The 13,603-nt window shown below is 47.7% G+C and carries 10 protein-coding genes; 5 read left to right on the top strand and 5 right to left on the bottom strand.

The genetic code is table 11. From position 1 onward, the window contains the following. Positions 1-122: 122 nt before the first annotated feature. Positions 123-3,719 carry an AAA domain-containing protein gene (locus PPL9_RS23860; protein ID WP_057465060.1) on the top strand — a complete coding sequence of 1,199 codons (3,597 nt, stop codon included), beginning with the start codon at positions 123-125 and terminating at the stop codon, positions 3,717-3,719. On the opposite strand, the gene PPL9_RS23865 is transcribed toward PPL9_RS23860, so the two are convergent. The 4 genes from PPL9_RS23865 to PPL9_RS23880 form a co-directional block, all read right to left on the bottom strand. Then, positions 3,716-4,123 carry a DUF6362 family protein gene (locus PPL9_RS23865; RefSeq protein ID WP_057465061.1) on the bottom strand — a complete coding sequence of 136 codons (408 nt, stop codon included), beginning with the start codon at positions 4,121-4,123 and terminating at the stop codon, positions 3,716-3,718. The two genes, PPL9_RS23860 and PPL9_RS23865, sit on opposite strands and share 4 nt — an antisense overlap. Before the next feature lie 11 nt (positions 4,124-4,134). Then, a complete protein-coding gene (locus PPL9_RS23870) occupies positions 4,135-4,419 on the bottom strand; it encodes a hypothetical protein (RefSeq protein WP_057465062.1) in 285 nt (94 codons plus the stop codon). A gap of 61 nt (positions 4,420-4,480) precedes the next feature. Then, positions 4,481-5,185, bottom strand: a complete 705-nt coding sequence (locus tag PPL9_RS23875) for a helix-turn-helix domain-containing protein (RefSeq protein ID WP_057465063.1) — start codon at positions 5,183-5,185, stop codon at positions 4,481-4,483. Next, positions 5,182-5,430 (bottom strand): helix-turn-helix domain-containing protein, encoded by a 249-nt coding sequence (locus PPL9_RS23880; protein ID WP_057465091.1) that lies wholly within the window; start codon positions 5,428-5,430, stop codon positions 5,182-5,184. Before PPL9_RS23880 ends, PPL9_RS23875 begins: the two co-directional genes overlap by 4 nt. A gap of 558 nt (positions 5,431-5,988) precedes the next feature. Between PPL9_RS23880 and PPL9_RS23885 the strand changes: the two genes are divergently transcribed. Then, the gene (locus tag PPL9_RS23885; protein WP_057465064.1) at positions 5,989-6,594 is read left to right on the top strand and encodes a hypothetical protein; all 606 of its coding nucleotides are present in this window, start codon (positions 5,989-5,991) and stop codon (positions 6,592-6,594) included. On the opposite strand, the gene PPL9_RS23890 is transcribed toward PPL9_RS23885, so the two are convergent. Further along, positions 6,494-7,828, bottom strand: coding sequence for a site-specific integrase (locus PPL9_RS23890; RefSeq protein WP_082597075.1), 1,335 nt, complete (start codon positions 7,826-7,828; stop codon positions 6,494-6,496). The two genes, PPL9_RS23885 and PPL9_RS23890, sit on opposite strands and share 101 nt — an antisense overlap. A 285-nt stretch (positions 7,829-8,113) precedes the next feature. Here PPL9_RS23890 and PPL9_RS23895 point away from each other — a divergent pair, with 285 nt between their 5' ends. From PPL9_RS23895 to PPL9_RS23905, 3 genes are read left to right on the top strand one after another with little or no spacing between them, the layout of a single operon-like run. Then, positions 8,114-10,024, top strand: a complete 1,911-nt coding sequence (locus tag PPL9_RS23895) for a hypothetical protein (RefSeq protein WP_152986816.1) — start codon at positions 8,114-8,116, stop codon at positions 10,022-10,024. Further along, positions 10,018-10,401, top strand: coding sequence for a hypothetical protein (locus PPL9_RS23900; protein ID WP_152986817.1), 384 nt, complete (start codon positions 10,018-10,020; stop codon positions 10,399-10,401). Before PPL9_RS23895 ends, PPL9_RS23900 begins: the two co-directional genes overlap by 7 nt. Continuing rightward, the gene (locus tag PPL9_RS23905) at positions 10,401-12,917 is read left to right on the top strand and encodes an Hsp70 family protein (protein ID WP_057465067.1); all 2,517 of its coding nucleotides are present in this window, start codon (positions 10,401-10,403) and stop codon (positions 12,915-12,917) included. The genes PPL9_RS23900 and PPL9_RS23905 overlap by 1 nt, the downstream gene beginning before the upstream one ends. Positions 12,918-13,603: the final 686 nt, after the last annotated feature.

Below are 13,603 nucleotides of genomic sequence, written 5' to 3' on the forward strand. Positions count from 1 at the left end.
GAACTGGAACGTCTAAGGTGCTATGAAACTTGTAAGTGTAACCCATAGCGGTACCGTCGGTTAAAGCTAGCCCAGAGCAGTTAACTGTAGTTTGTGCAGGCTGGAAATTTGAAGATAGTCCTTTGTCAGAACTCATCGATTACTGGATTTCATCTCTTCGCGATATGGAGTACTGCGCCCCTGATATCAAGAAGGGCGTTAACGTGCCCATCAAATGGGATAGCGCAAAAGGTGGCGTGCTTCCTCTCTCTCTTTGTGAGGAGTTGTTTACGGTAGCGGATCGCAAGGTTCAAAGGCGACAGCCTGGTGAACCAATGCTCGAAGAGCTTGCAGTCATGATCGCGCCTTTCTCTTTTCGCCGCGCGGTCTTAGGGCAAAGGCCGAAGGTCTTCGCTCCAATTTGGATAACCGCTTCGGTTGACCGGGAAGGGCGGTTAGCCACGGACACAGAGACACCGCCGTTTCTTGTGAGGGATATGCTGTCGCCAAACGCGAATGCAGATGTTTTGATTGGTGAGGCTGCAGCTCAAGAGTCTTTTCACAAAAGTCACAAGTTTATGCTCACTCAAGGCGGTTGGAGTGAGCAGGTGCGTTACATGAATGAGCTCTGGGAGAATGTAAACGGAAGACCACTTGAAGCCATTCTCAACGATAACAAAAATACAGGTATCTTGAGCTTAAGAGCGGCAGAGGTGCAGGGCATTGCACGTAACCTTGCTGAGAACCTGAAAGGGTTTAAGCAGGTTGCAAGTGAGCAACGTGGCAAAACTTCGCTTCAGGCATTTATTGATTTAAAGAGCTCGGGTGTACAGGCACTGGATGGTTACTCAAAGGACGCCCTTGCGCGCCATTGTGGACACATCGCAAAAGAATTTGGGCTTTCTCCTTCTCAGCGAGAAGCTCAGGCGCAGGTTTCAGCGCTCAATACTGGACAAGTGCTTGCCATTGAAGGTCCTCCCGGGACCGGAAAAACGACACTGATGCAGTCTGTATTGGCAAACGGTATTGTTGAGGCTGCATTACGAGGAAAAGATCCGTTTGTGGTTCTCGCATGCTCTGTGAACAACCAAGCCGTATTGAACCTAAATCAGAGCTTGGCAGAGGCAGCGAACAGTAGTGACGTGAGCACTTTAAGCAAAAGGTGGTTGCCGTCTCCTCGTAAGGTTCTTTCCACTGATGTTGCTGTCGACACTCTTGGCACTTATCTCGCGTCAGAAGGCCAAGTAGAAAACGTTGACGTGAACCAGGTCTTGACGATGACGCTTGAGATCGATGGGAACAAACGCCGGTGGTGCGGAGGGCATACTCTCTTTGAAAGTCGGGAGTACTTCCAAGCTGCAAAATCCCATTTCCTTGAAGCTGCGGAAGCCACATTCTCCAAAAGTTTTGAAAGCGTCACTGATGTTAAACTAGCTCTACATCAGCGCTTGAAAAGACTAGATACTCAGCTGAAAGCGTTCTCTGCTGAGTGTTCTGTGATCTCGACATTGGCGAAAAAGTACGGTTCTGACTGCGCAAGTGTGGTGGAAGAAATCGACGAGCGCTTGAGGCATTGTCAGTGGAATGAAGCTGCACCCGTCGTTGAAGGTCTTGAAGAGACAAAGTCTGCCAAAGAACGGCACATCAGTCATGAGCTTTATGCCGGGCGTGAGCTGCTAAACACTGCTGGTTTTCTCGATAGGCTCTTCCCTCGTCGAAGAGTTAGCAGATCTGCCAAATTCTTTCGCGAACATGAAGCGTTTGACATTGCAAACGCACTTTTGGATTGTCGTAAGCCTATTGATGCAGAAGAGTTTCTTGATCAGCAGATCGCAGCTCAGAAAACCGAGTGTAATAAGCTGGAATCTCAAATTAGAGATTTAGATGTTTATCGATTTGAGTTTGAAGGTCTGCAGACAGATAAGAAACAATTTCAAGCCAGCATGGAGCGTTTGAAAGGCTTGCTCTTAAAGCTTGGCATCGAAGGGCAAAAGTTCATCGAAATGCCTGATTGGTTCCAGTCAAGCAAGACGCAGGATCTTCTAGACAGAGTTTTGCGCCGTGACATGTTCATGTTGGCATGCCGCTATTGGGAAGCTCGCTGGCTGGAGGAAATGGCTCAGTATCTCCCGAAGGTCGAGGCAGAACGTTCCAAAAAAGGTGGTATCAACGCAAATAGCGGAGAGAAGACAGTAAAAGAGCGTTTGCATCGCTACGCAATGCTGACGCCATGTTTTGTTGCAACCTTTTTCCAGGCAGCAAAGTTCTTCAACCTACGACGAGGTAAAAGCGGGGGTTTCAAGTTAGAACCACTTTGGGGCTTCTGCGACTTGATTATCGTTGATGAAGCTGGTCAGAGCGCTCCGCATATTGGTGCTGCTCCATTTGGCTTAGCAAAGGCTGCCGTTTGTATTGGCGACGTCAAGCAAATCAAACCGGTGTCTAAGCTGCCGGATTTTGTCGATCTGGGAAACATTGAAGCGTGTGGCCTGACTGAAGCATTTGCTGATTTAGCAGGTGGTGGGCAGGAAGGACAAGTAGAGGATTGTGGCTTTCGGGCTGGAACCGGGAGCCTTATGGCAGCGGCAATGGCCGTTAGTTGCTACAACCGTGAAGGAGGAAGTGGTATGTTCCTTCGCGAACATAGGCGCTGCTACGATGATATCATCTCATACTGCAATGATGCATTTTATAGCGGACAGATGGAGCCTTTGAAGGGGACAGCGCCACGCGATAAAGGAATGTTGCCTCCGCTCGGTTACGCCCACATACAAGGTCGTGCAAATAAGCAGGGTGGAAGCTGGGCAAATCCCTCTGAAGCCTCTGCCATCGCCCAGTGGATCTCTGAAAATAGAGAGGTATTGCTGAAACAGGCAAATCTGCCGGAAGGACGGTTGAGTGAAGCAGTAGCGTTGATTTCGCCTTTTAAATCTCAAGCACAAGCGATCAAGTCAGCGTTGGCTAAGCAAGGGATTAAGGATGATATTACTGTGGGAACGGTGCATGCTCTACAAGGTGCAGAACGACCTATTGTGATCTTTTCGACCACATACTCAGCGAATGCATCGAAGAAGGTAAATTCTCTGTTCTTCGATAGTGATGCTTCAATCCTCAATGTTGCTGTGAGCCGCGCTAAACTCAGCTTCTTAGTTTTTGGTGACATGAACATCATGAACCCATTGGCGCAGAACGCCTCTAGTATTTTGGCGCGCCGATTATTTGATGATCCCCAAAATGAGATCAAGAACATTGATGCAGCTCCGAAGCTGACCACGCTTCCTGGGATGATGCCTGAGCGAATAGAAACTCTGCAGCAGTTTCAATCGATTTTACGGCGGGCATTTGAACAAGCTCAAAACCGTCTGCTCGTTGTTTCTCCGTTTCTATCGCGAGCAGCAATCGAGGAAGATAACGTCATTGAACTGTACCATGCAGCTGTGAAACGTGGCGTTGATGTTCGCATCGTCTATGACGTGCTCAAAGAAGCTAACAATCAGTGGTTTGTCGATGGACGCAAACTGCTGGAGGATAGTGGTGTAAAACTGATCGCTGCGCACAACGTGCATAATAAGACGCTCTGCGTTGATCACGACTTCATCGTGGAGGGGAGCTTCAACTGGCTCAGTGCTAACCGTCAAACCTTCTCGCAGCAAGAAAGAGCATTTCTGCTGAGAGGGGCTGAAGTTAGTCAGATGATTGATGAGGTATGGGCGGAGTACAACGAAAGCACATTTGCCTAACGTCGTTCTAAGCTTCTCATACTGGGGTAACTGAGTAATTTTTGTATCGTCAGAATAGCAGCCACAGCGCGGCGATGTGCGGTGGAGCGGGTGAGCCCGACCTGAATGCAGATGGGGCGCCAGCGGAAACCTTCCGCCCGCATCCAAAGGATTTTCCGGTCATCAGGCTCAGGGACGTATCGTAGCCAATCAATGGCTTCTTCCATGCGCTGAATGTCCTTGGCGCTGGGCACCGCCCGGATTTGGGTTTTGTTGTAACCATAGGCTTCATGAACATCATGGATAACCTGCGGCCAGGTGTTGCCATCCCGCCGTGGTGTGGATCTTGGTGGATTGGGCAAGCGCCGCAAGGTGCTGGCGGCAAGCTCCAATCGGTCGACGATCTGGGTGGTGTTCAGGGTCAAGCAAGTATCTCCTAGCTGTTGGACTGAGGCGTTACCTGCGCTTCCAAAACGCTGTGCAGTACGCGGATATGGAAGTTGCGAGCTGCCATGATGGGTTCAGCCAGGGTGATCAGTTGGCCGGGCGTGGGAGCGATCGTCTTGCTGCTGCGTCTCCAGGCCTGGCAGGTGGCAAAGATCACATCGGTTGGATAGGTGCCCAGATCCTGGATCCAATCTTCAATCAGTTGTGTGATGGCCTCTGGTGAGAGCCGTTTTTGCGGATAGTGGTTGAGAAGCTGACCAACAGCCAGGCTCACTGGTTTTGACCCACCAGGTGCGTTGGCCTGTGTGAGTGTGCTGAGGAGTTGCTCCAGTTCCTCAATCTCTTGAGCCGTTCTTGGTGCTAGTCGTCGTTCTGGCCGGGAGACTATCAGCTGCTGCAAGAGCCTCATCCCAGGCTCTCTGCCAAACATGGGAAATGGATTTTTTGCGCTTGGAGGGTTCATGGGATCGAACAGGTTGCTCATGGTAGTTCTCCTTGGCTTGTGCTGGAGGTTTTGCCCGATGTTGCTCACAGGTCGGGTTTTGGGGGTAAGGGGGAAAAGGTTCTTTTGATGGTTCTAAATGACGGTTCAAGGGGGGCACCACGTGCCGGTTGGTAGCGGCACCACATGCCGGTTGGTGCGGCACCACGTGCCGGTTGGTGGTGGGGCCTTCCGGCACACCATGCCGGTTGCTTGTTCCCGATTTGATCGCCGGTAAGTTTTCTAGGGCAGGATGGTCATTTTGATCGGGGATGGCCTTGCGTTCGGCAAAGCCGGTGAGGACGAAAATATCGGACCGCCGAGAACCATTGGCACGACGACGCTGGTAACGGGTGACGAGGTTCAACACCTCCAGATGGGTTAGGCAGTTGCGGAGTTTGCGCTCCGAGCAGCAGCACGCCTCCTGCAACGTGGCTTGCGATGGCCAGCACAGGCCGTACTCATCTGCAAAGTTGGCGATGGTGATGAGCACAAACTTCTCGATTGGATCGGTGATGTCGCTCCGCCCGTAGGCCCAGGTGATAGCTTGAACGCTCATAGGTTCGAAATCCTGTTCTCGCGGATTTCCTTTTGCCTGAGCCAGTCGAGTACAGCTTCCCGGCGATAAAACACCCGCCGTCCAGTGCGCACACATGGTGGACCAATGCGCATGGTCTGCCAGCGGCTCAGTGTGTCGACACAAACGCCAAGCTCTTTGGCCAGCTCTGCCCGTGTCATCCAGCCATCAAGAATGGCCTTAGGTTCTGTTTGTTCAAGTTCCGGGGTAGGGACGTTGTCTTCCATGTGCTCCTCCAAAGCAGAACCGCTCGGGCTCAAACGGTTTGCAGAAGAGCTAAGCATGGAAGGTCAATAGGCGCGTAGGCGTTGATGGGCGTTCATAGGCGTTCAAACGCCTGGGCATTGCCTATTGAGGCGAAATAAACTTCTGAGTAACGCAGCTCGACATCTGTAATGAGACGCAAAACTCATCTCGCCTAGGTCATGAGGGATTGGAATATCCTATAGATATCAATGGGTAGTTTTAGAGTTTCGGTCGCTGCAAAACCACTCAGTATTTCAAAAGATTGACGCATTGGTCAAATCAACTTTGTTGGGACAACACAATTGAAAGATTGGCCTGTTGTTAGCCGGGAAAGATCTTAAATTTTGCTGGAAATTACCTGACCTAAACGGCAGGCTGAATGCGAGCTACATGCGGCGGCGTGTTCTTTGATGAGGCCCAATAGAAGCTGGATGCCACAAGGCAGGACTCAAACAGCAGACATTAGTCGCAGGTGATTTGCCTTGCGTCTCAACTTTTCTTCTTCATGATGTTTGGGTTGCGTGAGGGGAGGGAAACCAATGACGCTGCCATCAAAAGAGTATTTCACCTTAATTGAAGCTGGCGTGCGCTGGGGAGCTCCATTAGGCACCATTGCAGGTTGGGCAGAAGTTGGCCGGTTTCGCATTGTCACAAGCACGCCGCATATCGCCTGCGGTGATCGACGGGTTTTTGGCATGGTGGAGCTGTTTGGATCAGATCTGTTCAGGATGCTGAGTACGACAGGAAAGCGCTCCCGCTGTTGTTTGGTCCGGCGTGTGATCCCGTTTCATCAGGACTGTACTGAGCTGCTTTATGTGACCAAGCCAGAACAAGGTTTGAGGGTCCAACCCGATGAACTCTGGATTCCAGCCATCGATCTTTATCGCTTTGAAGAGAAGTACGGCCTTGCCCAGCGCGCAGGCAAAGGTGGACGTGAGCCGAAATATGATTGGGAGGGAATGTGGGCACCGCTTTGCGCGCATGTCTTTTCAGAAGGCGTGCCTGCTACCATGCAGGAGTTGGCGAATGAAGTACAGGCCTGGTTTATTGAGGCGTCTCCAACCGGAGAGGCGCCTGATATGAGTACCATCCGCCGCCGTATTCGCCCCATTTGGGAAGCGCTGAAGAAGGAGCAGGAGAATTAGAGGGAGGTGCAGCAATCTGCTGTGTTTGTTGTGATGGTTTTTGTTTCACATACTCCGCCACCGCATTGACGCTATCACGCAGTGGAGATTCCATTAGATGGGCATAGCGTTGTGTAGTGCTCATCTGAGTGTGACCTAAAAGACGACCAATGATTTCAAGGGAAGCGCCGCCCGAAACCAAGAGAGAAGCAAAGGTGTGACGCAAGTCATGAATGCGGACGTCGGAGATTTCTGCTTGCTTCAAGATGCCTTGCCAATAACGGCGCATTTCATGAACGGGTCTGCCAGTCCCATCTCCTGGAAACAGCCAGGGACAGTCCTCTGGTACAAGTTCTAACCGCCGTCTCACTAGATCAGCCACTTCTGCTGAAATGGGCAGGCGATGGGTGCGCTTCTGTTTGGTAGTTGTGGCAGGCTTAAACCACGTGAGTAGTTCCAGATTGAAGTGTTCAAAGCGAGCATGACGCACTTCTCCAAGGCGGGCGCCAGTTAGCAAGCACAGGCGGATGACATCGGCTCCGCGTCTGTCTTCACTGTTTTCTAGCGCTTCCGAGAGACGGTTGATCTCATCAAAGGACAGAAAGCGCTCGCGAGCATTCTCAGGACGCTTGTGAAAGCCTTGCGCAGGGTTATCGGAGCGCATCTTCCATTGCACAGACAGATTGAACATCTTGCGCAAGATCTCACCAAGCCGGTTAGCGCGGATTGGTGTCGGGCAGGGGGTAGATCGGCGTAGTAGTTTCTTGGCAGGACGGTGACGCCCAGCAGCCATTTCACGCAAGAGCTTGTTGACATCGGCTGGAGAAATCTCACGCACCAGCCGGTTGCGCCACTGCGGCAAGACCAGTTTGGTCAGCATAGAAATCTGGTCAGAGCGGTTACGGGCGGCAAGCTTGGGCAAATGCTCGTCAATGTAGCGCTCAACCAAATCGCTCATGCGCGGCACAACACGTTCTGCTTCTCGGTTGCCCAGCGGGTCGCACTCCATCTCAATCTCGCGGCGGATGGTTTTGGCACGTTCTCGGGCTGCTACCACGCTCCAAGCGGGCCACATGCCAATGGTATAGCGGCGCTGGCGACCATTGACACGGTAGGAAAGATTAAACGCCTTGGAGCCAGATTTATAGATCACCAAGGCAAAGCCCAGGACTTCAGTGTCAAACAATTGATACTGGCGCACGGTGGGCTTTGCAGCGCGTGCTATCTTTTCTGTAAGGCGTTGACGACTAGGCACAAGACACTCCCCCTCACATAACATCCAAGTAATGCGTAGTGTGCCAGCTCTTGCAAGATCAAAGTCTCGTGGTGTGGCACGCGTACTCGTGGGGAAGCCTATAGACTGCTATTTATAGGCGTATAGGCAGTCATGTGTGCTGGATATTGTAAGTAGTGAGTATATTAAATGAATGTATGAGCAATTTAGTTCTAAGTAGACCGTTACTAAGATTAACGAACTTGCCATCACTAAGTATGCAAAATAGTCTCTAGAGGCGATTCACTCTATACCTGTTGTGGGTACATGAAAAACAATCACTTTTGCCTAACAATGAACCCGTTTTATGTCTTAAAAGCGGGCTATGATACACCTCTGACAATTATATCTGAACTTGTCGAAGATGCAGAGTTTGATGAATGTTATAATGCAGAAGAGCTACACGGAGCCCAACAGTGTTTAGTAACGCCTCGTACGAGACTCGTTGAGGAACTCTCTTGGTTACCTGAGCTCAGCGATATGCAGGTTTCTGCAGTGCTTGCTGCGTTAAAAAATGATGATATGGCGCCGATATTTGGGGCAATTTCATCTTTTCCAGAGCTCGCTAAAGCAAATATTTTAGCGCATTTTTGTGATCAAAAGAATGTAGATCTTCAATTGGTTCAAACTGTGGGTATTACATGGGATGAAATAGAGCCCGAGTACCTTCTTGAGTTTGTCAATAGTTCTAGAAAAAAGTCTGGATTTCCAGGTGTTGATGAGCCACAGCTTCGCGAGGCATTAGCAGAAGTCCAAAAAAGCCATTCCGTTACGATCGCTTCTAGCATTTGGGGGAGTGCGACACCTGGAAAGCTGATGGATGAGTTTGTTCAGTCGGAGTTGGCACGAAACCCCGAAGCTTCTTTTTTAGAGCGATTAGTTCGCGATTATGACGCATGTAGTGAACATGACTTAGGCTGCATTCGAAATGAAATTGAAAGCTATATTGACACAGCTACGACACACATAAATGAAGTTTCAGTTCATATAGACGGAATTGTAAACCTGCTAGCAATGTGGGACGAGATAAATCAGCCCGTCCAATTATATGAGCAGCATCACGGTCATGAAGAGGCTAGATCAAAGCGCATATATGAGAATGTTCGAGCGTTATGTCTTAACTTGGCAAATGATCATCAGAAATACACTGAAGCTAAACAACTAGCCAATGCGTTGTTAGATACGTTTCCTGAACTGGAGTCAGTTGCAGAAGTGTTAAAAGGAGATGTGGCTGACCTTGAGAGCCTTAGCGAGCAACAACAGCAAGAACAACTTCTTGATCCTCTGATTAATGCCTGTGAAGCTGCAAAGAAAAATCCGCATCTTCTGAAGCGTAGTATAATTGACCATGGATTTAGATCAGCCAAAAAAGGTCCAGTAGCAGATATTGTAGCTGCATTTCGTGATGTAGTTCAATTGCTGACTAACAATACACTAGCATACTTAGTCATAAGAGATCTTGCATTATATTTTAATAATGATTTGGAGGATCCTGAACTTGCGTTTTATTTAATTAATGGTTTGATCTTGTTTCCTGATTCATCTGCAAATGAGAATTTTCTAGAAAAACTGAAAGAAGAACGTAGTACTCTTCATAGAAACTGGAAAATGAATGAGCTTGATAAAAGCACAGATAATGTTTTTGTCATGTCAAAAATTGTAGATGAATTAATGGAGTATGCGACAAAAACAGAGTTGCCGGAATTAAGAAGATTAAAGGTACAGATAGATGGAAGAAAGAATGTTAAAAAGGTAAAGTGGGGCTTTTATGGGGCCGTTGCTATAGTTGTCGTTTTTTTTCTCATATCAGAAGAGCTGAATCGTCCTAGGTATAAGCCTTCTTATCGACCCACATCGAGCACGATGACACAGCCTTCCAAATTAAATTCTAATTCAAACTCTTATGCGGAAAGTATACCTCCTATTGGGTCTGGGGTGACCCTTAATAAGTTGCAAGTTAGATACTGTGTATTCCAGAACAAGCGTTTAAATTTTATGAGATCTATTACCTCGACAAGTAATCAGGTGATCAAGTTTAATAACTTGATAGATGACTATAATAGAAGATGCTCAAACTACCGATATCGAGCGGGCGTACTAGCTTCAATCAATCGCGAGGCTGATTCACGAGAAAGCATCTTACGGTCGGAAGCGCGGAGAACTGTATCCTTATGGTAACAATCGATAATGCTAGTTTTAGTCCAGATACAGTCGCAGTGCTTTGCGTCGAATACTGGAAATTAGTTCAAACCACAAGGAAGGCTACATCTCTTGTTGGTGACCCCGATGGGCGGAGGTTGGAAGGACAAGTAAAGTACTCTGAGCGGCAACTAAGTTCTTTGCTCCACCAATTAGGGCTAAAACTTATTGAATTTGAAGGTGAAATCTTTCACGCGGGGATCTCTGCGTCTGCAGATAATGCTGAAGATTTCTCAGACAATGACGAACTTGTAATCGTTAAAACACTCGAGCCAGCAATTGTTGCAGGCATGAAAGTCTTAAAATTGGGGCGAGTGTTAGTAGAACAAACGCATAGCTCAAAGGAACAACTCTGATGTATCTTGGCCTTGATCTGGGTACTTCGAATTCTGCTGTTGTAGGTAAAGACGGTGGTAACTTAAAGCTTTTCAAGACAGGAGATGGTTCTGATGTACTCCCTAGCGTTATTTATCTTGATAGACGTGGCCATCGTTTTGTAGGTAAAGCAGCTCAAGATCGTATTCTTTCTGCTCCAAGTAATATAGCGTCTGGATTTAAGAGGTTAATGGGTACCAGCAGCCCAATCCGAATTGGGCATGCTGAATGGACGCCTGTTGAATGTAGCGCGGAGATTATTAAGTCATTGGTAGGGCAGGCTGTATCAGAAGCGGGAACCAGTGACATTAAAGGTGCAGTTATCACAATTCCTGCTGCATTTAACCAAATGCAAAGTGAGGCAACGATTGAAGCTGCGCGTCAAGCTGGTTTGGAGCGCGTAACACTGTTGCAGGAGCCTGTTGCCGCAGCACTAGCTTCGATTGCACACAATCGAGAAAAAAATGGCGTCTTTTTGGTTTACGACCTAGGAGGAGGTACGTTTGACCTTGCTCTTGTATTGAGCACAGCCGGTGCGATAAACGTGGTTGCTCATGAAGGTATCAATATGCTTGGAGGACGAGACTTCGATCGCATTATCTTCGATAGTGTGGTTCGTCCTTGGTTATTGAATAATTTTAACCTGCCTGCTGATTTCCAAAGTGATGAAAAATTTCGTCATTTGGCTACTGTGTGTCGCTATGCGATTGAGAAAGCCAAGATTCAGTTGTCTGCGTCTACATCAGCATCAATTTTTGCCTCGGAAGACGAAATTAGAGTCGCCGATCTAGATGGACAGGAAATCTATATCTCAATTGATTTGTCTCGACATGAAATGGTTGAGTTACTTAAAGATCGTATTGATGACTCTATTGCCCTTTGTCGTAAAATAATATCCCAAAACGGCTATAAAAATGAAGATATCTCTCGGATTGTTCCAATTGGTGGGCCTTCTAAGATGCCTGTGATTAGAGAGGTGTTGCAGTCTGAACTCGCTATTGAAGTGGAGCATGGTCTTGATCCAATGACAGCTGTTGCGACTGGAGCTGCTATCTTTGCTGAAAGCCGTGAGTGGGATGGTGAGAAATCAACAAGAAAACCGGCTCAAAGCAGGGAGAACTTGGAAGGGGCAATATCTCTAACGTTAGATTATAAATCTAGAGTTTCAGACAAAACTGCTAAGGTGAGAGTTAAGCCTGTTGCCCAAGATCCAAATGGGTTTGAAGTTGAAATTTTCGATGAGGAGGGCGGCTCGACAGGGAAGATTCCAATTAATGGCCCTCTCAGTATAAACGTAAATGTTCGTAAACATGGGAAGAATAAATATAAATTTGTTGTTTATGATCCTAATGGGCGCATCGTAGACGAAATATCTCGTGAAATATTGATTGAGAGATCTGAAGCTAGTGCTGCTAGTATTCCCATGACTTATACACTTGCAGTTAAGACGCAAACCGGAATGGTTGGCTACGAGCGGAATAAACTGGAACCGATCCTTAAAAAAGGAGCGCCTCTTCCCGCTCAGGGTGAGCACCGGTTCCGAGCCGGTAAAACACTTATTGGTGGCGAAGAAGATTTTATTGCATTTGAATTTTATGAGATGGCTGAGGGAATTGATAACCCGGAACATAACCTTCACATTGGGAATTTTCGTTTAGACAGCTTTGAAGAATTGGAGCGAGGTGAGCGCATTAATCGAGGTGATGACTTGGTCATCTATTGGAAAATGAGCGATAACGGTGCCCTCAGCTTTTCGGTAGAGCTACCGAAGATTGGGAGAATAGTTGACGTAAAAAACCTTTACTTAGCAAAAGATGGACATGTTAATTTTGATGGTCAGCAGGGTGCTGAAGTAGCTAATTCATTGTTATTGATGGTGGAAAATGATCTCAATGAGTTAGAAGATACAATAGGTGATGCAGCTGATCCAGATGAGGTATTAAAGACGCGAATTGAGCGTCAACATGAGGCTCTTTCTACATCTATTGATGCTGATACACATCGGTCTGTTGCTGAAGAGGCTAGGAAGCTGCGGCAGGATATTGCCCTTATCAGATTGTCCCCTCAGAATGAAGCAAGGGTCTTGGATCGCGAAGTAGATTCTGCTGAGAAGGATTTTGAGGAGTTGCGCGACTTATCATCATCGATAGATGAGGAGCGTCATGACAAGCTGCTCGTTACAACGCGTAGATCGATACGTGAACGCAACTACGATGTGGCTAGGCGTTCAATCAATGACATGCGCAGTATTCGCGTAAAGGTTTTATCTGAGAGTCCAGACTTCTTGATTGCTATGTTCAAGTCTCTTGCTGAGGAGGACTTCCTCGCCATCGATGAAGATTTGCACTTGAATTATATTGCTGAAGGATTGGAGGCAGCTAAGATGGGCCAAGTTGATCAGCTGCGTGCAGTAATCGGGAAAATGTTTGCAAATCGTGTATCTACTGGCGGCTCCGCATCTGAGATTGTCGAGTTAGCTCACTTGTTAGGAGGGTAGTGAGTGCATATGGGGCATCAGATGGTTGCCATTTTGAAGGCTTTTGCGTCAACACCACGTCAACCGCTGTACGTAGTTTGAGCCGTACATAACGTCTTTTGTTGTCGTATGTTCCGTAAGCGTTTTGTGAAAGTTGCTAAGCAGGCTCAGTCGTTTGTGGCCTAACTTATTGAAAAATAGTAATAGTACAATTTGCTAAATTGGAGGCTCATAACCTGAAGGTCGTAGGTTCAAATCCTACCCCCGCAACCAAAATTCGATCAATAGATCAAACACATAACAAAAGCCCTGAGCCAACTGCTCAGGGCTTTTTGCGTTCGCGTCAACACCACGTCAACATTAAAGGCACAGTTGTAAAAGCCTGATGAGACAATGCTGGGGGCCAAGTGGCATATGTTCTTCTAACGGATTGGGATGAGATGTAGTTTCTAATTGGCTTGCGGAGTTAATATATTCCACGTACGCTACTAATGCTCGATTGAACTATCATTCGTAGGCGTAGCCAACAGACCAAGCGCTTAACTGAGCGGCAATGGCTTAGTCAATGCGTATAATGCTGGCGTTTGCTGCGATGCAGAAAATTGAAAATGCATGTGGCTGTTTCAAGGTGCAACGGGCCAACTCTGGACATTCGAGCTATTCCCCAAGGGTTTTAGATTTTGCCCATAAATTGCTGTCTACTATTG

The organism is Pseudovibrio sp. POLY-S9, assembly GCF_001431305.1.
Classification (GTDB): domain Bacteria; phylum Pseudomonadota; class Alphaproteobacteria; order Rhizobiales; family Stappiaceae; genus Pseudovibrio.